This window comes from Streptomyces sp. NPDC002520 (assembly GCF_053595235.1).
Genome location: NZ_JBSFXG010000004.1, coordinates 109184 through 128898, shown reverse-complemented (window position 1 = coordinate 128898; position 19715 = coordinate 109184). Strand labels below are relative to the sequence as shown.

Genomic DNA, 19715 nt, shown 5'->3' with positions numbered 1-19715 from the left:
GGAAGTGGGGTTTCTCGCACTGGTTGGGCAGGCCCGTGACGCGCGTAGCGGCGGAGGAGCGCGCAGTCATGAGCATGACACTCACACACCCCGGCGTGCCGGGTGAGCGAGACATGACAGGGTGCGGGAGGAAACTAGTCCCGGGGTCCGGGCGACCGGCAGTACCGGAGGGAATTCTTTGCCCCTCCATAGGATGAGATTGGCCCCCTCATAGGAGGGGGCTGACACGTGCTTGGGGCGGTCAGGCCCAGAGCTGCCCGTGCAGGGTCTCGATGGCCTCTTCCGTGGTGGCCGCCGTGTAGACGCCGGTGGAGAGGTACTTCCAGCCGCCGTCGGCCACGATGAAGACGATGTCGGCGCTCTCGCCGGCCTGCACGGCCTTCCTGCCGACGCCGATCGCCGCGTGCAGGGCGGCGCCGGTGGAGACGCCCGCGAAGATGCCCTCCTGCTGGAGGAGTTCACGGGTGCGGGTGACCGCGTCCGCCGAGCCGACCGAGAAGCGGGTGGTGAGGACGGAGGCGTCGTACAGCTCCGGCACGAAGCCCTCGTCGAGGTTGCGCAGGCCGTAGACCAGGTCGTCGTAGCGCGGTTCGGCGGCGACGATCTTCACGTCCGGCTTGTGCTCGCGCAGGTAGCGGCCGACGCCCATCAGGGTGCCGGTGGTGCCGAGGCCGGCCACGAAGTGCGTGATGGACGGCAGGTCGGCGAGGATCTCCGGGCCCGTCGTCGCGTAGTGGGCACCGGCGTTGTCCGGGTTGCCGTACTGGTAGAGCATCACCCAGTCGGGGTGCTCGGCGGCCAGCTCCTTGGCGACGCGCACGGCGGTGTTGGAACCGCCCGCGGCCGGCGAGGAGACGATCTCGGCGCCCCACATGCCGAGCAGGTCCCGGCGCTCCTGCGAGGTGTTCTCGGGCATCACGCACACCATGCGGTAGCCCTTGAGCTTGGCCGCCATGGCGAGCGAGATGCCGGTGTTGCCGGAGGTCGGCTCCAGGATCGTGCAGCCCGGGGTGAGCCGGCCGTCCTTCTCCGCCTGCTCGATCATGTGCAGCGCGGGGCGGTCCTTGACCGAGCCGGTCGGGTTGCGGTCCTCCAGCTTCGCCCAGATCCGGACGTCGGCGGACGGCGAGAGCCGCGGCAGGCACACCAGGGGGGTGTTGCCCACCGCGGCCAGCGGGGAGTCGTAGCGCATCGCTGCTCAGCGACCGATCAGCGCATGCCGCCGGCAACAGCCGGCAGGATCGTCACGGTGTCCCCGTCGGACAGCTTGGTGTCGATGCCGTCGACGAAACGGACGTCCTCGTCGTTCAGGTAGACGTTGACGAAGCGGCGCAGCTTGCCCTCGTCCACGATGCGGGCCTGGATGCCCGCGTGCCGGGTCTCGAGGTCGGCGAACAGCTCGGTGAGGGTCTCACCGTTGCCCTCCACCGCCTTCTGACCGTCGGTGTACTGGCGGAGGATGGTGGGGATGCGGACCTCGATGGCCATGGTGGCGGGCTCCTGTCGGAAAAGTTCGGTTCGACGAATTCGACGATCGGTCTGGGCGCGCGACATCGGCGCGCGCCGCGGCTCACGGCCGTACGGCGGCGGGGAACGTCAACAGATGGCGCTGTTCAGCCGGCACAGGTCGACGTGCAGCCGCGCCACGAGCAGCATGCCCGGCGCCTTCTCGCACACGTCGTTCAGAACCATGGGCTCATCGTAACGATTCCCGGTCCGGCTCCTGGAATGTGATCTCGCATGCTGGATGAACTCTGCCCGAACTGTGGTCACGGCAGGTCAGGGCGGCTCAGTACGCGGTCACGACCTGGACCTCCTCCTCGGTGACCTCGCCGTCGAGGATCCGGAAGGAGCGGAACTGGAAGTCGCCGAGGCCGTCGGTGTCGGCGGTGGAGACGAGGACGTAGTGGGCGCCCGGTTCGCCCGCGTAGCCGATGTCGGTGCGGGAGGGGTAGGCCTCGGTCGCGGTGTGGGAGTGGTAGATGATCACCGGCTCCTCGTCGCGGTCGTCCAGGTCCCGGTAGAGCCTCAGCAGATCGCCCGAGTCGAACTCGTAGAACGTGGGCGACATGGCCGCGTTCAGCATCGGGACGAAGCGCTCGGGGCGGTCCGAACCCGCCGGGCCCGCGACGACGCCGCACGCCTCGTCGGGGTGGTCCTTGCGGGCGTGCGCGACGATCTGGTCGTACAGGGCCTGGGTGATGGTCAGCATGGGGGTCAGGATAAGCAGATGGGCCGTCCCGTACCGAGGTGTGGTACGGGACGGCCCACATGGTGGACGTCCTGAGCGGCGGCCGCCGGGGGTGCCACGAGTACTCCCGCCGGCCGGACGTCCAGGGGTTGGTCTCCCCGGGTGGTCAGCCCACCTTCTCGAAGGTCTGCTCGTGGCGGTCGGCGATCTGAGGCGTGCGGTTCTTCAGGAACAGCCAGCCGACGCCGAGCGCGGCGGCCCAGCCGGCCATCACGTACAGGCAGACACGAGAGTCGGCATCGTACGCGATCAGACCGGTGACGAAGATCAGGAAGGCGATGGCGATGTACGAGCACACCGCGCCGCCCGGCGCCGGGAAGGACGAGGCGGGCAGCCGGCCCGCGACGACCGCGCGGCGGTAGAGGACGTGGCTGACCAGGATCATCAGCCAGGTCCAGATGCCGGCCGCGGTGGCGACGGAGGTGACGTAGCCGAAGGCCTTCTCCGGGACGATGTAGTTGAGGATCACGCCGATGCCCATGAAGGCCACGGAGGTGGTGATGCCGATCGCCGGGGTCTTGGTGGCGGACAGCCTGGAGAAGACGCGCGGCGCCTCGCCGTTGTCCGCGAGGGTGCGCAGCATGCGGCCGGTGGAGTACATGCCCGAGTTGCAGGACGACAGGGCCGCGGTGAGCACCACGAAGTTCACGATGCCGGCGCCGGCCGGGATGCCGATCAGGGCGAACGCCTTCACGAAGGGGCTGACGCCCGCCGCGAACTCGGTCCACTTGACCACGCACAGGATGACCGTGAGGGCACCGACGTAGAACAGGGCGATACGCCAGGGCAGGGTGTTGATCGCCTTCGGGAGCGTCTTCTCCGGGTTCTTGGACTCACCCGCGGTGACGCCGACCAGCTCGACGGCGAGGTAGGCGAACATGACGCCCTGCAGGGTCATCAGGGAGGAGCCGATGCCCTTGGGGAAGAAGCCGTCGAACTGCCACAGGTTGGAGACGGACGCGGTGTCACCGGCGGCGCTGAAGCCGAAGGTGAGCACGCCGAGACCGATCACGATCATGCCGACGAGGGCGGTGACCTTGACCATGGAGAACCAGAACTCGATCTCGCCGAACAGCTTCACCGAGATCAGGTTGGCCACGAACAGGACGACCAGGAAGACCAGCGCCGTCACCCACTGCGGAACGGCCGGGAACCAGTAGTGGACGTAGATCGCGGCGGCCGTCAGCTCGGCCATGCCGGTCACGACCCACATCAGCCAGTACGTCCAGCCGGTGAAGTATCCGAAGAACGGGCCCAGGAACTCCCGGGAGTACTCCGCGAAGGACCCGGAGACCGGGCGGTAGAGCAGCAGCTCGCCGAGGGCTCGCATGATGAAGAAGATGATCACGCCCGCGAGGGCGTACATCAGGATGAGGCTGGGACCGGCCTTGGCGATGTTCGCCCCGGCTCCCAGGAACAGGCCGACGCCGACGGCGCCGCCGATGGCGATCATCTGGACCTGACGGCTGCCGAGCCCGCGCTCGTACCCCTCCTCGGGGGCAGCGGTGACCTTCTCAGAGGTCATGTGTGGTGCGCCTTTCTCCATGCCGAACCGCGGCCTTTCGTCGGCCTCGGATCGGGTTTCGATCCCCCCGGATTGATGGAGCTGAGCGGGTTTCGGGGACCCGCTCGTGCCTGGCCGGCGGTCGCCGGCTCGGTGGCGCACCCGGCCGGACATGGGTGGTGTCCGCCGGGCGGTCGTGAAGATTTATCACGGCCGCAATATTCAGGACAGCGGGCTCTTGTGACGCAACGCACAGGAAGAACCGGACAAAGAACGCCCAAATGCTGCAAACCCGGCCGCAACGGTGACTCGATCGTTATCCGGATTTGAGTGTCCTCTGAGCGAACGCGAAATCACCCAAAGTCAGGACAGAACGGCCGCCGGGGTCGGGGCATCCGGCGGCGGTCAGCCCGTCGGCGTCGAGCGGTCAGCCCGTCAGCGTCGAGACGAGCGTCTCCTGAAGGCCGCCCAGCCACAGATAGGCCAGCACCATCGGCTTGCGCGGATCCTCCTCCGGGAGCCGGAAGAGCAGATCGGTGTCGTCCTCGTCGGTGATCTCCAACCGGGCGCCGATCGCGAGGCGCAGGTCGTTGAGGGCACCGAGCCACTGCCGGGACTCGTCCGGGGTGAGCTTCAGGACCGCGCCGCCGTCACCGGCCGCCGGGGCCAGCGCGTCCAGCGAGCGGATCACCGCGAGGGCGTTCTCCCGCTTGCCGGCCCTCAGGTCGTTCTCGGTGTAGCGGCGGAACTCGGCGGAGTACTCCCGCCGCTCCTCGGCCTGGGCCGGGGAGTCGGGCGCCTTCTCCGGATCGCTGTAGGCGTCCGGGAAGAGTCTGCGCAGCACCGGGTCGGCGGGCGGCTCGCTCGGCCCCTCGGAGAACAGCTGGGCGAGCGGGTCGGTGGGGGCGTCCTCGGCGGGGCCGGGGCCGATGAGTTCCAGGAGCTGGACCGCCAGCGACCGGATGATGGAGATCTCGACGTCGTCGAGTGCGACGGCCGCGCCGCCGCCGGGGAGCGGTTCGAAGTGTCCGGGCATCTGAGTGGGTTCGCTACTTCCGGTCCTGCTGCAGGGTGGCCCACAGACCGTATCCGTGCATGGCCTGCACGTCGCGTTCCATCTCCTCGCGCGAGCCGCTGGAGACGACCGCCCGGCCCTTGTGGTGGACGTCCAGCATGAGCTTGGTGGCCTTGTCCTTGGTGTAGCCGAAGTACGACTGGAAGACGTACGTCACGTAGCTCATGAGATTCACCGGGTCGTTGTGCACGATCGTGACCCAGGGGACGTCGGGCTCGGGTACGGCGAAGACCTCCTCCGCCGGTTCGGTGCGTTCGATCTCTGCGGGCGCGGGTGACGTCACAGTGCCCATGCTGCCACGCACGCCACAAATCGTCACACTGACGAAATGGGGGTAGCATGCACTGCCATGAACACAGCGGACCTTGGGCTGCCGGTTGACGTCCCCTCGACGGCGCTCTTCACGGACCAGTACGAGCTGACGATGCTGCGTGCAGCCCTGAAGGCCGGTACGGCCGAACGGCGCAGCGTGTTCGAGGTCTTCACCCGGCGCCTGCCCGACGGACGCCGCTACGGCGTGGTCGCGGGCACCGGGCGGGTCCTGGACGCGGTCGAGAACTTCCGCTTCGACGCGGACGTCCTCGGCTTCCTGCGCGAGCAGGAGATCGTCGACGAGGAAACGCTCGACTGGCTGGCCGGATACCGCTTCAGCGGTGACGTCTGGGGCTACCCCGAGGGCGAGGTGTACTTCCCGGGCTCGCCGATCCTGCGGGTCGAGGGCACCTTCGCCGAGTGCGTGCTGCTGGAGACCGTGATCCTCTCCATCCTCAACCACGACTCGGCGATCGCGGCCGCCGCGTCCCGGATGTCCTCCGCCGCCGGCGGCCGGCCGCTGATCGAGATGGGCGCCCGCCGCACCCACGAGCTGTCCGCCGTGGCCGCCGCGCGCGCCGCGTACGTCGGCGGCTTCGCCACCACCTCCGACCTCGCGGCCGGCTTCCGCTACGGCATCCCGACCGTCGGCACCTCCGCGCACGCCTTCACCCTGCTGCACGACCACGAGCGGGACGCCTTCCGCGCCCAGGTGGACGCCCTGGGCCGGGGCACGACCCTCCTCGTGGACACCTACGACGTCGCCGAGGCGGTCCGTACGGCGGTGGAGGTGGCCGGGCCCGAGCTGGGCGCGGTGCGCATCGACTCCGGTGACCTGCTGCTCGTGGCCCACCGGGTGCGTCAGCAGCTGGACGAGCTGGGCGCGACCCGCACGAAGATCGTGGTGACCTCGGACCTGGACGAGTACGCCATCGCCTCGCTCGCGGCGGCGCCGGTGGACGCGTACGGCGTCGGGACCCAGCTGGTGACCGGCTCCGGGCACCCGACCTGCTCCATGGTCTACAAGCTGGTCGCGCGGGCCGAGTCGGCCGATCCGGCGGCGCCGCTGGTGCCGGTCGCGAAGAAGTCCTCCAGCGGCAAGACCTCCATCGGCGGCCGCAAGTGGGCGGCGCGCCGGCTGGACGCGGAGGGGGTCGCCGAGGCCGAGGTCGTGGGCACCGGGCGGGTGCCGGACGAGCTGGTCGACCGGCAGTTGCTGGTGCAGCTGGTCAAGGGCGGCGAGGTGGTCGCACGCGAGCCGCTGGACGTGCCCCGGGAGCGGCACATCGCGGCGCGGGCGAATCTGCCGCTGTCCGCGACGCAGCTGTCGCGAGGGGAACCCGTCCTTCCGACGGAGTACGTGCACCTGCGCACGGGTAGCTAGAGCGGGACGCCGTCCGCATCCGCGAAGGACCCCTCCCGCACAGGCCGCAAAGTCTCTAGGCTCAGTTACTCAACCCACAGTCGAAGGACACCCATCATGCGTCGCGCCTTGATCGTCGTAGATGTGCAGAACGACTTCTGCGAAGGGGGCAGCCTCGCGGTGTCCGGTGGTGCCGACGTGGCCGCCGCCGTCACCGAGCTGATCGGTCAGGCGGCGGGCGCGGGCTACCAGCACGTGGTCGCCACCCGGGACCACCACATCGCCCCGGGCGGGCACTTCGCGGACAACCCCGACTACGTCCACTCCTGGCCCGCGCACTGCGTCGCCGGCACCGAGGGGGTCGGCTTCCACCCGAACTTCGCCCCCGCGGTCGCCTCCGGCGCGGTGGACGCGGTCTTCGACAAGGGCGCCTACTCGGCCGCCTACAGCGGCTTCGAGGGCGCCGACGAGAACGGCGTCCCCCTCGCGCGGTGGCTGCGCGAGCGCCACATCACCGAGGTGGACGTGGTCGGCATAGCCACCGACCACTGCGTGCGGGCCACCGCCCTGGACTCCGCGAGGGAGGGTTTCCGCACCCAGGTCCTGCTGGACCTGACCGCGGGAGTCGCCCCGGAGACGACCGAGCGGGCCCTGGAGGAACTGCGCGAGGCCGGAGTCGAACTCACCGGCAAGCCGGTGGTCAGCGGCTGACCGTCCGGGCCACAGAACAGCGCCGGGCCGGACAGCGGACCCCGGGAGCCCCCTACCCCTGCCGCGCCACCGCGGGTCTTCGCAGCAGCGCGCGGATGGGATGCCACAGCTCCGTCACGGTGACACCGTTGTCGGGCGCCGTGCGCCATATGAGGCCGTCGGGGTGGTGCAGGACCGCGGTGATCTCGTCCGGGGTCGGCGGGGCGGCGTTACCCCGGAGGTAGACCGCGCGCAGGCCGAGATTGCGGAGCCTGGTCAGGGCCCGGGCCCGGTTCTGGGCGTGCACCAGTACGCGCACCCCGGCGGAGCCGACGTCGGCGACATGCGGCAGGTTGAGTGCCACCACCACCGTGCCGTTCGGCAGCTTGCAGAAACCTCCTGCGGCCATGCGGTCACATCCCCGTTTCGATCGATGTCAATAAGCGATCCACAGGACGCACCTAAACACGATCGGCGGCGACCCGCCAGGGGGTCACCGCCGATACGCTTCTGACCTGCAGAAATAACGCTTACTTCACCGCAGGGCCGACTTCCAGCTCGATCGTGGAGCCATCCTTCGCCTGCTCCGTGATCCTGATCTTGGTGTTGGTGTCAGTGATCTTGACACCACCCGTCGGGTTCGACGCGTCGTAGTAGGTGTGCGTGTGGTCGTTGAAGACCGGCACCCCCTTCTGCGACGCGATCTTGGTCGCGGCGCCCGCCTGGTGCAGCGTGATCGCGTCCGTGGCCTCGAAGCCGAACGGCGAGTCGTAGGCCTGGATGCGGTTGCGCAGCAGCTTCCCGTCGGACCACTTCAGCGCCTTCGGGTGCGCGTCGACCGGCAGGATCAGTCCGGTGCCCGGGTGCTCGTCGACGTTGGTGTTGTTGTCCGCCTGGGAGGTGTCCCACTTCCAGATCAACAGGCCGTTCTGGTACGGGTAGTGCTCCACCCAGTCCGGCCGGTCGGTGCCCAGGTAACCGAAGTTGTACGGGCCGACCTTGAGGGTCTTGTCGTACGACACGTACTGGCGGTTCTCGGCGATGTAGTACTGCTTGTAGTCCTTGGTGAAGGACGCGCCGATGCGGGAGAACCCGGTCGCGGCCCAACCGGCGTCCGCCGACTCCGCGTTGTCGAAGAACAGCGCCGCACCGTCGGCGGTCACCGTGATCTCGTCGGCCGCGAAGCCCTTCAGCGCCACACCGCCGTCGGTCTGGTAGCGGAAGCGGACGTCGACCTTCTTGCCCGCGTAGGCGTCCAGCGAGTACGACAGCTTCTTGTAGCCGTCGACCGTGCCGGTCAGGGCCGGCTTGCCGGAGCCGTCGCGCGGAACGGCCTGGCCGTCCACCGTGCCGTCCAGGGCGGTCCAGTTGGCGCCGCCGTCGGTGGACACCTCGGTGTAGAGGTAGTCGTAGCCGCTCTCGATGTCGTACCAGCCGTCCAGGCTCAGCGTGGCCGAGGACTTGCCGGTCAGGTCGACCGAACGGGTCAGCGTGTTCCTGAGGTTGTCACCGCTGCCGCTCCACCACTGGGTGGCGCCCTGCGCCGGGGTGACGACCTCGGTCGTGACCGGCTTGTCGGGCAGCGAGACCACCAGCGCCTGACGGTGCTTGGTGTTGTACTCGGCAAGGCCCAGCTTGTGCCAGGAGGAGACGCCGGCCTTGGCGGTGTCGTAGTTCAGCCAGCCCAGCTGGAGCTTGTCCCAGGCGTTCATGTCGCCGGGCAGGTCGCCGATGGCCTCCTTGCCGGTGCCCAGCCAGGAGCCGGAGGACATCAGCGTCCAGAAGCCGGTGGAGTTGTCGCCGCCGCCGGTGTCGTACTCGTCCGGCAGACCGAGGTCGTGGCCGTACTCGTGGGCGAAGACACCGAGGCCGCCGTTCTCCGGCTGGATGGTGTAGTCGCCGACCCAGACGCCGGTGTCGCCGACCTGCGCGCCGCCGAGCCTGTTGTCCTGGGGGCCGGTGGCGCCCGCGTCGGTGCCGAAGGCGTACCAGCGGTGGGCCCAGATCGCGTCCGTGCCCTGGACGCCGCCGCCCGCGGACTCGTCCTCACCGGCGTGCACGATCTGGAAGTGGTCGACGTAGCCGTCGGGCTCGTTGAAGTCGCCGTCGCCGTCGAAGTCGTAGCGGTCCCACTGGTCGTACTTGGCCAGGTCCGCCTTGATGTCGGCGTCGGACTTGCCGGCCGCCTTCTGCTGCGCGACCCAGGAGTTCAGACCGTCGCGGACGACGTTCCACACGCTCGCGCAGTTGGTCTGACCGCAGACGTTGTTGCCGTAACGGGCTTCGTTGTAGGGGACCTTGACCCAGTCCGAGACCTCGCCGTCGACCGAGTAGCGGCCCGAGGACTGCTTCTCGTAGTACTTCTTCAGCGACTCGGTGGCACCGGTGCCGAAGTAGAGGTCCTGGTAGTGCTTCTGGTCGTAGTCCTGCTGCCAGGCCGTCGAGTTGTCCTTCGCACGGTCCGGAGCGGCGATCTGGTTGTGCAGCGGGCCGGGGGTGCCGCCGTACCTGGGGTCGGTCTGGTCGCCGAACTCCACCAGGATCGTGAAGATCTTGTCCGTCTTCTCGCGGCTCAGCTCGACGTACTTGCCGTCGCCCTTCTTGCTCTTGAGCTGGACGACCTGCGAGCCGTTGCGCTCCTGAGCCTTCGCCTCGCCCGATATGAGCTGGCTGAGGGCTTCCTGCCGCTGGGCGTCCTGCGTCTTGCTGAGGGGGCCGTCGAGATCGTGCTTCTGCTGCTCGACCGGGGCCGGGTCGTGCCGGTTCGCGGCGGCCGACCGGGCGGTGGTGCTCGCCTCCGCGACGGCGAAGGTCGCGAAGGTGGCGGAGGCCGCCGCGAGCGCCACACCGATCGCGGCGGCTCTGAACGTCCAGGGTCTGCTGGTCACTTGAGGTCCTCCCCCGCGCCGCGCACACGGACAAAGGGGTCCTGGTCGTGGAAGGGTCCGTGTGCACACGATCAACGCGTGTAATCAAGTGACGACATTTGACTAGAGGTTTAGGAGAAAAGACAGATCTTGACTTGACGTGTACAACTGCACTATGCGGAGCGGACGTTCGGTTTACGGACGGCCGGGCATCCCCCGACGGGCGCGTGACCCCGTCCACTTGCCGGGTGCCATGACTCCGTGCGCCCCCTGTGCACCGGCGCCGTGGGTTAGGTCACGCTTACCGGCCGTTCGGGTCGGGCATGCACGCCAAGAGCCACGCATGCCAAGAGAATCGAACGGCGCCCCCATCTTCATCTCCCGAGGACACGATTGCCATGCCTCGTCCGACTGCCGCACAGTTCGCCTACGGTTCGTGCACCGTGATCTTCTCGACGCTCGCCATGCTGCTGCTGTCCCAGACCGGTTCGGGCATCGGGGTCGCCGTCATCGCCGCCGCCGCGCTCGCCCTCGGGCTGCTCGTGGCCATGACCGTCCCCCTCCCCCGGCCCCGTCCGGGCACGGCGCCGTCCGAGTCCGCGGCGGACCAGAACACCGCCGCACGGGTGCCCGCGCCCCGGGAGCCCGTGGCCGCGGCGGCCGAGCCCGTGCGCGAACCGACGGCGTCCTGAAGGGCACACGTGTGAGCGGCGGGTCCGTGCGTCATGCCGGACCCGCCGCTCGCGCGTGACCCCGATACCCCTCCCCCGGGGGGACTCAACCGGTGCTGACCACCACCGTCTTGGCCGCCTTGTCGTGCAGACCCTGCTTGTACGGCTTGTCGAAGTAGCTCCAGCCGCCGCAGATCGCGGTCCAGATGCACGCACAACAGAAGGCGAACGGCACCCACAGCACCAGGGCGCGCAGGAACGAGGTCTGCATGGAGGGGGTGGAGCCGTCGGCCAGGTCGGCCACCCGCATGTTGAGCCACTTCTTGCCGAGGGTCTGCCCCGTCTTCGCGATCAGGATCGTGTCGTAGGCGACGTAGAGGACCGCGGCGACGATGGACTGCGCGAAGGACTTGCCGACCTCGATCCGGTCCCCGTCCACCGTGTACTCGCGGACCCCGAACGCCCAGGTGAGCAGCCACACGACGATGCCCACGAGGATCATGTCGATGATGCGGGCGAGGGTGCGCCTGCCGCTGTCGGCGAGCGGGGGCATGCCCGCGAGGGGATCGGCGGGGTAGTCGCCCGGACCGCCGGGTCCGCCGCCAAAGGGGCCACCGGTGTCGTACGGGGGCGGTTGCCGGCCGCCGTACGGGGGCGGTTGTTCACCGCCCGGAGGCGGAGGCGGCTGTTCACCGCCCGGAGGCGGAGGCGGGGGCGGCCCGCCGGGTGGAGGGGGTCCACCGGGCGGGGGTTGGCCGCCGGGCGGGGGTTGGCCGCCGGGCGGGGGCTGCTGGGAGGCGTACGGGGCGTCGTACGGCGAGCCCGACCCCTGGTCCGACGGAGGCCGTTTCGTGAACGGGTCGTCCTCGGGGGGCTGCTCTCCGGGGCCGGGGGGCGGTTCGCTGCTCATGGCCCGAGTGCACCGCGACCGCCCCGGTCCCGCATTCCCAGGGCGGCCGTACGAGGGACGACCGGGCCGTGCGGTCAGCCCGCGACGAAGGTGTGGGCCGCCTTGTCGTGCCAGCACTGGCGCCAGGGCCGGTCGAACAGGCACCACAGCACGCCGACGATCCCGATGCCGAGCAGACCGGGGATGCAGTAGACCAGCCAGCGGCGCAGGGCCGCGCCGAACGTCGGCGGCTCGAAGCCCTCGATGTCCCGCACCTGGAGACCGCACAGCTTCTTGCCCAGGGTGCGGCCCCACTTGGCGGTGGGCAGCACCTCGTAGAGGACACCGAAGAGGAGGAGGACGGCGAGGACGATGCCGAGGGAGGTGCCGGTGGTGCCGTCGAGCAGCCAGACGGTGACGGTACGGCCGGACAGCCTGGCCTCGTCGATCTTGTGCTGGACGTGGTCGAGCGCGCTGCTGCCGAGCGGGACCGCGGCGGCGGCCGTCACCGCGCCGAGGACCACGCTGTCGATCAGACGGGCGGCAAGACGCTTGCCGAGGCCGGCCGGGCGGGTCGCGGCCTGGAGCCGGGCCGCCGCCTGGAACGGGTCCTCCACGACCGGCTTCCACGGCGCCACGGGCTGCTCGTCCGCGCCGCCGGCCAACCGGTGCACCTGCTGGGCCCAGGAGGCCTGGCCGCCACCGGGACCCGCGGTCACCGGAGCGGAGACACCGGCACCCGGCTGCCGGCCGCCCTGCTGCGGCACCGAGGGGGCCACGGCGGAGGCCTGCGGGGGCGGGGCGGCCGCGCCCCGCGCGGCCGCGGCGCTCCCGGCCGCGAACCCTGACGCCGCGCCGGGCGGTCCGGGCTGCGCGGCGGGCGCCCCGACCGGCCCCTGCGCTCCGAACCCGCCCCCGGCCGCCGCACCGGAACCCGGAGCACCGGGACCGGCCGCACCGGGACCACTTGCCGCGCCACCGAAGCCACCCGCACCCGGGCCGCCCGGTCCTGCCGCGGCCGCCGAGCCGGAACCCCGGGCACCGGGACCGGCCGTGCCGGGGCCGCCGGCCGCGCCACCCGGGCCGGCGGTCCCCGGGCCGAAGGCCGGGCCGGGGACCGCCGAGCGCGGGTCCGCGCCGTGTGCCCCGAAGCCGGGAGCGCCGGAGCCGTCGTCGGCGGGCGGGCCGGAGGCACCGGGCTGCCCGCCCGGTGCCGCGCGGAACGTCATCGTGCCGTCGTCCTGGACGCCGGCGGGGCCCTGGACCGGGCGGCGGAAGACGAACGTGCCGCCGGGGTCGCGGGCGGGGTCCTCCCCGGCCGGGACGGGCTGCGCACCGGGGTCGTGACCGGCCGGTTCCGCGGGGATCCTCGGGTCGGCGCCCCAGGCCTGCTGCTGGCCGGAGGGCCCCGGCTGCGGGTCCTCGTCGAAGAAGTGCGGGCCCGTCTCCTCCACGGCCGGGGCGGCGGGACCGACGCCCGGCGGCGGGGCGAGCGGTTCGCCGTCCTTCGGCGCCGGCCTGCTGGTGCCCGGCACCCATGAGGCGCCGTTCCAGTACCGGACGTAGCCGGGGATGGACGGGTCCGGGTAGTAGCCCTCGCGGGGCCTGTCGTCACCCGGGGCCGGGGTTGGGGCGCTCATGTCCGTCGTCCCGTATCTGCTCGAAGGTGGGAAAGAGGCCTCCACATCTATCAGACGCGGGCGCCCGCCACCTCCAGTCCGGCCGGACCCACCCCTTTCCGGGCGACGCGGCGCATGCCTGCCCCGCCGCGAAAAAAACTTCCCGGAACCCGCGTAATGCCCGCGCCCCTGCCCCCTCTCTCCTGGCACGGGCCCACTTTGAGCGGCCCCGGCCAGAGAGGAAACGCAGGTCATGGAGCACACGGTGGTGGAGCGCGAGCTCGAGCTGAAGCTCATCCTGTCGCCCGAGCGGAGCATCCCGGTCCCGGCCAGGCTCGGTTACCGCTCCGACGACCCCTACGCGGTCCACATCACGTTCCACATCAACTCCGGGTCTCCCGTCAACTGGACGTTCGCCCGCGAACTCCTGGTCGAAGGGGTGTTCCGGCCGTGCGGGCACGGGGACGTGCGGGTGTGGCCGGCCAAGGCCGACGGCCGCAGTGTCGTGCTGATGGCGCTGAGCTCGCCCGACGGCGACGCCCTGCTGGAGGCTCCGACGCCGCAGGTGTCCGCCTGGCTGGAAGGCACGCTGCGGGCGGTGCCCCCGGGGACCGAGGGCGAGTCGCTGGGGATCGACGACGCCCTCGACCAGTTGCTCGCCCGGTGAGGGCCGTATCGGAGGCCGTCCGGGAGTATTCAGAAGAGTTTGCCCGGGTTGAGGATGCCGAGCGGGTCGAAGACCTGCTTGACCGCCCGCTGCATCTCCACTCCGACCGGGCCGATCTCCCGCGCCAGCCACTCCTTCTTCAGGACGCCCACGCCGTGCTCGCCGGTGATGGTGCCGCCGAGTTCGAGACCGAGGGCCATGATCTCGTCGAAGGACTCGCGGGCCCGCCGGGACTCGTCGGGGTCCTGGGCGTCGAAGCAGACGGTGGGATGCGTGTTCCCGTCGCCGGCGTGGGCGCACACCCCGATGGTCAGCCCGAACTTCTCGGCGATCCGCTCGACCCCGGCCAGCATCTCCCCGAGCCTGGAGCGGGGCACGCAGACGTCGTCGATCATCGTCGTGCCCTTGACCGCCTCCAGCGCGGTCAGCGAGAGCCGCCGGGCCTGCAGCAGGAGTTCGGACTCGGCGGCGTCCTCGGCGGGGACCACCTGGGTGGCTCCGGCGGCCTCGCACAGGGCGCCGACGGCGGCGAGGTCGCGGCTCGGGTCCGGGGTGTCGAAGGCGGCCAGCAGCAGCGCCTCGGTGGTCTCCGGCAGGCCCATGCGGGCGAGATCGTTGACCGCCTTGACGGTCGTACGGTCCATCAGTTCGAGGAGGGAGGGCCCGTGACCGCTCTCCATGATCCGACACACGGCGTCGCAGGCGGCGGCCGCGGAGCCGAACTCGGCGGCGAGCACCAGCTGTTGCGGCGGCTTGGGCTTCAGCGCGAGCACGGCCCGTACGACGATGCCGAGCGAGCCCTCGGAGCCGACGAAGAGACGGGTGAGGTCGTAGCCGGCCACGCCCTTGGCCGTGCGGCGGCCGGTGGACATCAGACGGCCGTCGGCGAGGACGACGTCCAGGCCGAGGACGTACTCGGCGGTCACGCCGTACTTCACACAGCACAGCCCGCCCGAGGCCGTGCCGATGTTGCCGCCGATCGTGCACATCTCCCAGCTGGAGGGGTCCGGCGGGTAGTACAGGCCGTGTTCCTCGACCGCGTGGGAGAGGGTGGCGTTGATGACGCCGGGCTCGACGACGGCGATGCGGTCGACGGGGCTGATCTCCAGGATGCGGTCCATCTTGGTGAGGGACAGCACGATGCACCCGTCGGTGGCGTTGGCGCCGCCGGACAGACCGGTGCGGGCGCCCTGCGGGACGACCGGCACGCGCAGCTCGGAGGCGGTGCGCATGACGTGCTGGACCTGCTCGACCGTGCGCGGCAGCACGACCACGGCTGGGGCGCCGGCCGGGCAGAAGCTCGCCATGTCGTTGGCGTAGGAGGCGGTGACGTCGCGGTCGGTCAGGACCGCCTCGGCCGGCAGGCCGGCCAGGAGCCGGTCGGTGAGGCTATCGGTGTGTGCTGCGCCCTCGTCGCGGGGCGCTTCGATGCGGCTCATGATCACAGCGTCGCACTCGGGGCCATCGGTGTGAACCCCGTCGCGCCACCCTTGGGGCGCCCCGACGTGCTCGTCGCGCTGACGCACAGTGAACAGTATGGAAAACCGACAGTATGGCCACTCCGCCCCCGGTATGTCCCTGGTGGCCGAGTCGCCCGAGCCGCGCCGCCCCCGGCGCTGGCTGCGCTGGACGCTGGTCACGGCAGTGGCGGGCGGCACCGCGGCGGGTGCGGCACTGATTCTGCTGCCGGCGGAACAACGGCACCGGGCCCTGCCTCCGGCTCCCGCTCCGGCACCGGCGGCGGCGCCGCGCACAAAGGCGCTGACGACGGTCACCGCCGGGGTGCCGGCCACGCTGACCGACCTGGCGGGGCTCGTCGGCCGGCAGGAGAAGACGGTGCGGGCGCAGCCGCAGAACGCGCGGGCCTGGGCGGTGCTGGGGACCGCTTATGTGGAGCAGGGGCGGCTGGGCGCCGACGCGGCGGCCTATCCGAAGGCCGAGCGGGCGCTGCGGGCCGCGCTGGAGGTGCGGGGTCTGCGTGACGCGGACAAGGCGGCGGCGCTGGGCGGGATGGCCGCGCTGGCGAACGCGCGGCGGGACTTTCCGCAGGCCAAGGAGTACGGCGAGCAGCTGCTGCGGCTGACGCCGAAGCAGTGGACGGCGTATCCGCCGCTGATCGACGCCTACACGGGGCTCGGCGACTACACGAACGCGCGCTCCACGCTGGACAAGCTGATGGGGCTGAAGACCGACGCGGCCGCCCGGCCCGCGGTGATGGCGCGGGCCTCGGCCGTGTACCGGGACCGGGGCTGGCGCGAGGACGCGGTGGCCCAGCTGACGGACGCGGCGTCGGCCGCCGGCACCCCCGCGGAGCAGGCCGCCTATCTGACCGGTCTTGGGCAGCTGGCCTGGGAGCGGGGTGACCTGTCGGACGCGCTGCGGCACTTCGAGGCCGCCCGGCGACTCGACCCCGGGCAGCGTGCGGCGCTGGCCGGGCAGGGGCGGACGCTGGCCGCGATGGGCCGTACCTCGCAGGCGCTGAGCGCGTACCAGGCGGCGCTCGCCGGGCAGCCGGACCCCCGCTACGCGCTGGAGCTGGGCGAGTTGTACGAGTCGCTGGGGCTGAACAAGGACGCCGAGCGGCAGTACGACCTGCTGCGCGACCGGGCGCGGGTGGCGGTGGCGGGCGGGGTGGACGAGGACCTGCTGCTCGGGCAGTACGAGGCGGACCACGGTGACCCGCAGGAGGCGGTGCTGCAGCTGGAGGAGGAGTGGCGGCGCCAGCCCGGGATCGAGGTGGCCGACGCCCTCGGCTGGGCGCTGCACCGGTCCGGCGACGACCAGGAGGCGCTGACCTACGCCAAGACCGCGACGGACAAGACGAAGGGCGGCGGAGTACGCAGCGCGCTGTACGCGTTCCACCGGGGCATGATCGAGCACGAGCTGGACCAGGACTCGTCGGCGCGGCGGCATCTCAAGGAGGCGCTGCAGATCAATCCGTACTTCTCGCCGTTGCACACCGCGACCGCGCGCACGACGCTGAACGAGTTGGGGGAGCCGCCGGACGAGGACGTGCCCGAGTAGGGCCGAGGGGCCCGTGCGGTGGGTTCGCACCGCACGGGCCCCGTCGTCGAAACGTCATGGGGGGGCCGGGGGCCTTACAGGTTGCCCCGCTTCTCCTGCTCCCGCTCGATCGCCTCGAACAGCGCCTTGAAGTTGCCCTTGCCGAAGCCCATCGAGCCGTGGCGCTCGATGATCTCGAAGAACACGGTCGGGCGGTCCTGGACCGGCTTGGTGAAGATCTGCAGCAGGTAGCCGTCCTCGTCGCGGTCGGCGAGGATCTTCAGCTCGCGCAGGGTGTCGACCGGCACGCGGGTGTCGCCGACCCACTCGCCGAGGGTGTCGTAGTAGGAGTCCGGGGTGTCGAGGAACTGGACGCCGGCCGCGCGCATGGTGCGGACGGTCTGCACGATGTCGTTGGTGTTCAGCGCGATGTGCTGGACGCCGGCGCCGCCGTAGAACTCCAGGTACTCGTCGATCTGGGACTTCTTCTTGGCGATCGCGGGCTCGTTGATCGGGAACTTGACCTTGAGGGTGCCGTCCGCGACGACCTTCGACATCAGCGCGCTGTACTCGGTGGCGATGTCGTCGCCCACGAACTCCTTCATGTTCGTGAAGCCCATGACCTTGTTGTAGAAGCCGACCCACTCGTTCATCCGGCCGAGTTCGACGTTGCCGACGCAGTGGTCGATCGCCTGGAAGGTGCGCTGGGCGGGCGGCTCGACGATCGGGTCGGCGGCGGCGTAGCCGGGCAGGTAGGGGCCGTCGTAGCCGGAACGGTCGACCAGGGTGTGGCGGGTCTCGCCGTAGGTCGCGATCACGGCGAGGACGGCGGTGCCGTGCTCGTCCTTCAGTTCGTACGGCTCCTCGACGGAGCGGGCGCCGTGCTCGACGGCGTAGGCGTGGGCGGCGCGCGCGTCCGGGACCTCGATGGCCAGGTCGATGACGCCGTCGCCGTGCTCGGCCACGTGCCGGGACAGGAACTCGCCCCAGGGGGTGCTCGGCTTGACGACCGAGGTGAACACGAACCGGGCGGAGCCGTTCTCCAGCACGTAACTCGCGGTCTCGCGGCTGCCGTTCTCCGGTCCGGAGTATGCGACCAGCTTCATGCCGAAGGCGGTGGAGTAGTAGTGCGCCGCCTGCTTGGCGTTGCCCACGGCGAAGACGACCGCGTCCATTCCCTTGACCGGGAAGGGGTCGGCCTGCCGGGCGGTCTCGTCGGGAGTGTGGTGTGTGGTCTGCGTCATAGCCGAAGGGTGGCCCCGGTCTGCAAGGTGCGCAATAGTTCGGGTATTCACTGGGCAATCCGTTCAGCCGTACGGCGGTTTCGACGGCCTTTCTGTACAGGATGACCACCCCCGGGAGCGGCCGTGGCGATCGATCGACTGGACGGGCGGATCATCGTGCTGCTCGCACGTGAGCCGCGTATCGGGGTGCTGGAGATGTCCCGGCGGCTGGGGGTCGCGCGGGGGACGGTCCAGGCGCGGCTGGACCGCCTTCAGTCGAACGGCGTCATCCGCGGGTTCGGGCCGCAGGTGGACCCGGCGGCCCTGGGCTACCCGGTCACCGCGTTCGCCACCCTGCAGATCCGGCAGGGGCAGGGCCCCGACGTCCGGGCGCACCTGGCGACCGTGCCGGAGGTGCTGGAGCTGCTGACCACCACCGGAAGCGGGGACATGCTGTGCCGGCTGGTGGCCCGTTCCAACGCCGATCTCCAGCGGGTGATCGACCGGGTGGTCGGCTTCGAGGGCATCGTCCGGGCGTCCACGGCGATCGTCATGGAGAACCCCGTTCCGCTGCGGATCATCCCGCTGGTGGAACAGGCCTCCGGGGACACCGAGGACGTCCAGAGAAGTTGATGCAAAGAGAGTGTTGCAAAGGAGCCTTTGCATAGCTATCTTTGTGCGCATGACGGAGCACGAAGCGACGGAGCACGAGGGACGGCGGCACCGGCGGCTCGACCCCCGCTCACTGCGGGGGCTCGCCCATCCGCTGCGCATGCAGCTGCTGGACGCCCTGCGTCACCACGGTCCGGCGACGGCCAGCCAACTGGCCGCACGGATGGGCGAGTCCAGCGGCGCGACCAGCTACCACCTGCGCCAGCTCGCCGCCCACGGCTTCGTCGAGGACGCCCCGGAGCACGGCAAGGGCCGGGAGCGGTGGTGGAGGGCGGTGGACCAGGGACTCGTCTTCGACGCCGAGGACTTCAAGGGCGCCGGCCCCGAGGTGCGGGGCATGGCCGAGATGTACCTCCACGAGGTGGCGAACACCCACGCCCGCGAGCTGTCCGCCTGGCTCAGCACCCGGGACCGCTGGTCCGAGGAGTGGTCCCGCGCCGCCGACATGAGCAACGCGACGTTCCGGCTCACCCCCGAACTGGCCGCCGAGCTGGTCGAGAAGATGCACGGCCTGATCGACGACTACCGGGGCCGCTCCCCGGAATCGGACAGCCCTGGAGCCGAGCAAGTACGCATTCACACGCACCTGTTCCCCGTCGAGACGGACTGAAAGGGCACGCCATGCACATCCAGACCCAGCTCGCCCGGCAGCACGCCGCCGGCCTCCGCGCCGAGGCCGACGCCCACCGGCTCGCCTCCGAGGTCAAGCCCTCCGCCTGGCTGCGCACCCGGCTCGGCTGGACCCTCGTCGAGGTCGGCCTGCGCCTGGCCGCCGCACCCCGGCCGGCCGGGGCCCCCGCCGTCGCCTAGCGGCCGGCACCTGCCCTCCGGCCCCCCGCCACCTGCGGTTGCAGGCCCTTCCCGGTCCCGGCAAGCTGATCGCCGAGAGCGGCGCGATCAGGAGATTGG

21 protein-coding genes are annotated in these 19715 nt (G+C 70.8%); 8 read left to right on the top strand and 13 right to left on the bottom strand.

The features are described 5' to 3' along the window. Positions 1 to 241: 241 nt before the first annotated feature. The 7 genes from ACWD5D_RS08730 to clpS all read right to left on the bottom strand — a co-directional run bounded on the left by ACWD5D_RS08730 (position 242) and on the right by clpS (position 5122). Positions 242 to 1192, bottom strand: coding sequence for a PLP-dependent cysteine synthase family protein (locus ACWD5D_RS08730; protein ID WP_451372077.1), 951 nt, complete (start codon positions 1190 to 1192; stop codon positions 242 to 244). A gap of 17 nt (positions 1193 to 1209) precedes the next feature. Beyond that, positions 1210 to 1488: a MoaD/ThiS family protein gene (locus ACWD5D_RS08725; protein ID WP_451372076.1), complete on the bottom strand. Its 279-nt coding sequence runs from the start codon at positions 1486 to 1488 to the stop codon at positions 1210 to 1212. 108 nt (positions 1489 to 1596) lie between these two features. Then, on the bottom strand, positions 1597 to 1692 hold the full coding sequence (locus tag ACWD5D_RS08720) for a putative leader peptide (protein WP_393880512.1): 96 nt from the start codon (positions 1690 to 1692) through the stop codon (positions 1597 to 1599). A gap of 97 nt (positions 1693 to 1789) precedes the next feature. Then, positions 1790 to 2212: a Mov34/MPN/PAD-1 family protein gene (locus tag ACWD5D_RS08715; protein ID WP_451372075.1), complete on the bottom strand. Its 423-nt coding sequence runs from the start codon at positions 2210 to 2212 to the stop codon at positions 1790 to 1792. Positions 2213 to 2357: 145 nt separating this feature from the next. Next, positions 2358 to 3776: an amino acid permease gene (locus tag ACWD5D_RS08710; RefSeq protein ID WP_451372074.1), complete on the bottom strand. Its 1419-nt coding sequence runs from the start codon at positions 3774 to 3776 to the stop codon at positions 2358 to 2360. Positions 3777 to 4182: 406 nt separating this feature from the next. Then, entirely contained in the window at positions 4183 to 4791 is a 609-nt protein-coding gene (locus ACWD5D_RS08705; protein ID WP_451372073.1) for a DUF2017 domain-containing protein, read from the bottom strand. 13 nt (positions 4792 to 4804) lie between these two features. Beyond that, positions 4805 to 5122: an ATP-dependent Clp protease adapter ClpS gene (gene clpS, locus ACWD5D_RS08700; RefSeq protein ID WP_451372304.1), complete on the bottom strand. Its 318-nt coding sequence runs from the start codon at positions 5120 to 5122 to the stop codon at positions 4805 to 4807. 57 nt (positions 5123 to 5179) lie between these two features. Between clpS and ACWD5D_RS08695 the strand changes: the two genes are divergently transcribed. Together ACWD5D_RS08695 and ACWD5D_RS08690 are read left to right on the top strand one after the other, a co-directional pair. Beyond that, positions 5180 to 6526 carry a nicotinate phosphoribosyltransferase gene (locus ACWD5D_RS08695; RefSeq protein ID WP_451372072.1) on the top strand — a complete coding sequence of 449 codons (1347 nt, stop codon included), beginning with the start codon at positions 5180 to 5182 and terminating at the stop codon, positions 6524 to 6526. A gap of 96 nt (positions 6527 to 6622) precedes the next feature. Next, positions 6623 to 7216, top strand: coding sequence for a nicotinamidase (locus ACWD5D_RS08690; RefSeq protein WP_451372071.1), 594 nt, complete (start codon positions 6623 to 6625; stop codon positions 7214 to 7216). 52 nt (positions 7217 to 7268) lie between these two features. On the opposite strand, the gene ACWD5D_RS08685 is transcribed toward ACWD5D_RS08690, so the two are convergent. Beyond that, positions 7269 to 7604, bottom strand: coding sequence for a hypothetical protein (locus tag ACWD5D_RS08685; protein WP_451372070.1), 336 nt, complete (start codon positions 7602 to 7604; stop codon positions 7269 to 7271). 121 nt (positions 7605 to 7725) lie between these two features. Next, positions 7726 to 10083 carry an immune inhibitor A domain-containing protein gene (locus ACWD5D_RS08680; RefSeq protein ID WP_451372069.1) on the bottom strand — a complete coding sequence of 786 codons (2358 nt, stop codon included), beginning with the start codon at positions 10081 to 10083 and terminating at the stop codon, positions 7726 to 7728. 377 nt (positions 10084 to 10460) lie between these two features. On the opposite strand from ACWD5D_RS08680, the gene ACWD5D_RS08675 reads away from it, so the two are divergent. Beyond that, positions 10461 to 10754 carry a hypothetical protein gene (locus tag ACWD5D_RS08675; RefSeq protein ID WP_451372068.1) on the top strand — a complete coding sequence of 98 codons (294 nt, stop codon included), beginning with the start codon at positions 10461 to 10463 and terminating at the stop codon, positions 10752 to 10754. 85 nt (positions 10755 to 10839) lie between these two features. Here the strand turns inward: ACWD5D_RS08675 and ACWD5D_RS08670 are convergent, their stop codons facing one another. Together ACWD5D_RS08670 and ACWD5D_RS08665 are read right to left on the bottom strand one after the other, a co-directional pair. Beyond that, positions 10840 to 11643, bottom strand: coding sequence for an RDD family protein (locus ACWD5D_RS08670; protein WP_451372067.1), 804 nt, complete (start codon positions 11641 to 11643; stop codon positions 10840 to 10842). A 74-nt stretch (positions 11644 to 11717) separates the two neighbouring features. Further along, positions 11718 to 13262 carry an RDD family protein gene (locus tag ACWD5D_RS08665; RefSeq protein ID WP_451372066.1) on the bottom strand — a complete coding sequence of 515 codons (1545 nt, stop codon included), beginning with the start codon at positions 13260 to 13262 and terminating at the stop codon, positions 11718 to 11720. A 232-nt stretch (positions 13263 to 13494) separates the two neighbouring features. Here ACWD5D_RS08665 and ACWD5D_RS08660 point away from each other — a divergent pair, with 232 nt between their 5' ends. Beyond that, the gene (locus ACWD5D_RS08660; RefSeq protein ID WP_451372065.1) at positions 13495 to 13908 is read left to right on the top strand and encodes an SsgA family sporulation/cell division regulator; all 414 of its coding nucleotides are present in this window, start codon (positions 13495 to 13497) and stop codon (positions 13906 to 13908) included. A gap of 29 nt (positions 13909 to 13937) precedes the next feature. On the opposite strand, the gene ACWD5D_RS08655 is transcribed toward ACWD5D_RS08660, so the two are convergent. Beyond that, positions 13938 to 15353, bottom strand: a complete 1416-nt coding sequence (locus ACWD5D_RS08655; protein WP_451372303.1) for an FAD-binding oxidoreductase — start codon at positions 15351 to 15353, stop codon at positions 13938 to 13940. 91 nt (positions 15354 to 15444) lie between these two features. Here ACWD5D_RS08655 and ACWD5D_RS08650 point away from each other — a divergent pair, with 91 nt between their 5' ends. Next, positions 15445 to 16932, top strand: a complete 1488-nt coding sequence (locus tag ACWD5D_RS08650; protein ID WP_451372064.1) for a tetratricopeptide repeat protein — start codon at positions 15445 to 15447, stop codon at positions 16930 to 16932. Positions 16933 to 17006: 74 nt separating this feature from the next. Here ACWD5D_RS08650 and hppD read toward each other — a convergent pair whose 3' ends face one another. Next, positions 17007 to 18155: a 4-hydroxyphenylpyruvate dioxygenase gene (gene hppD, locus ACWD5D_RS08645; protein ID WP_451372063.1), complete on the bottom strand. Its 1149-nt coding sequence runs from the start codon at positions 18153 to 18155 to the stop codon at positions 17007 to 17009. A gap of 123 nt (positions 18156 to 18278) precedes the next feature. On the opposite strand from hppD, the gene ACWD5D_RS08640 reads away from it, so the two are divergent. The 3 genes from ACWD5D_RS08640 to ACWD5D_RS08630 are packed head-to-tail and all read left to right on the top strand — an operon-like array spanning position 18279 to position 19616. Continuing rightward, positions 18279 to 18767 (top strand): Lrp/AsnC family transcriptional regulator, encoded by a 489-nt coding sequence (locus ACWD5D_RS08640; protein ID WP_451372062.1) that lies wholly within the window; start codon positions 18279 to 18281, stop codon positions 18765 to 18767. 49 nt (positions 18768 to 18816) lie between these two features. Further along, positions 18817 to 19416: an ArsR/SmtB family transcription factor gene (locus tag ACWD5D_RS08635; protein WP_451372061.1), complete on the top strand. Its 600-nt coding sequence runs from the start codon at positions 18817 to 18819 to the stop codon at positions 19414 to 19416. A gap of 11 nt (positions 19417 to 19427) precedes the next feature. Beyond that, entirely contained in the window at positions 19428 to 19616 is a 189-nt protein-coding gene (locus ACWD5D_RS08630) for a hypothetical protein (protein ID WP_451372060.1), read from the top strand. Positions 19617 to 19715: the final 99 nt, after the last annotated feature.